Annotated in this window: 1 pseudogene; it reads left to right on the top strand. The window is 33.1% G+C overall.

Annotated elements, in window-relative coordinates:
* Positions 1 to 866, top strand: a pseudogene (locus tag JK634_RS20345) (IS3 family transposase); the annotation flags it as partial.

Raw genomic sequence — 866 nt, 5'->3', positions numbered from 1 at the left:
ACTTGATTGCCGAGATTCAGCGACTTCGAATGGAGAATGAGTATTTAAAAAAATTGAATGCCTTAGTTCAAGCCAGGGAAAAGTCAGCGAAGAAGACAAAGTAATTGTTATTAGAGAATTAAGGCATAAATATAAGCTCGCTGATTTATTGAGGATTGCAGGTATTGCTCGCAGCACATTTTACTATCGTATAAAAAGCATGGGAAAGCTTGATAAATATGAGAATGTTAAGTCTTCTATCATTAAGATTTTCCATGAGAATAAAGGTAGATATGGATACAGAAGAATTACTTTAGAATTAAAAAACAGAGGTTATGGAATAAATCATAAAACCGTCCAAAGGCTGATGAGGCTGTTGGATTTAAAATGTATGGTTCGTATAAAAAAATATAAGTCTTATCGCGGCGAAGTGGGTAAGATTGCACCAAATTTGCTAAATCGTAAATTCAAAGCAACTAAGCCAAATGAGAAATGGGTTACTGACGTAACCGAGTTCGCTATATTGGGAAAGAAGGTCTACCTTTCCCCGATTCTTGATCTGTATAATGGAGAAATTATAAGTTATAACATATCAGAAAGACCTACATTTCATCAAACCATTGACATGCTCAAAAAAGCATTTGATAAAATTCCAGATAATACAGAATTGATACTTCACTCAGATCAGGGGTGGCAATATCAAATGATTAGATATCAAAAAATGTTAAAGCAAAAGGGCATTAAACAAAGTATGTCACGTAAAGGTAACTGTCTTGATAACTCAGTTATGGAAAACTTCTTTGGATTATTGAAGTCAGAGTTGCTATATCTACAAGAGTTTGAAAATATAGACCATTTTATTGAAGAGTTATCAGCTTACATAAATT

Source organism: Clostridium paridis (assembly GCF_016765615.1).
Classification (GTDB): Bacteria; Bacillota; Clostridia; order Clostridiales; family Clostridiaceae; genus Clostridium_T; species Clostridium_T paridis.
The sequence above is the reverse complement of the archived record's forward strand: the minus strand, read 5'-3'. Positions and strand labels throughout refer to the sequence as shown.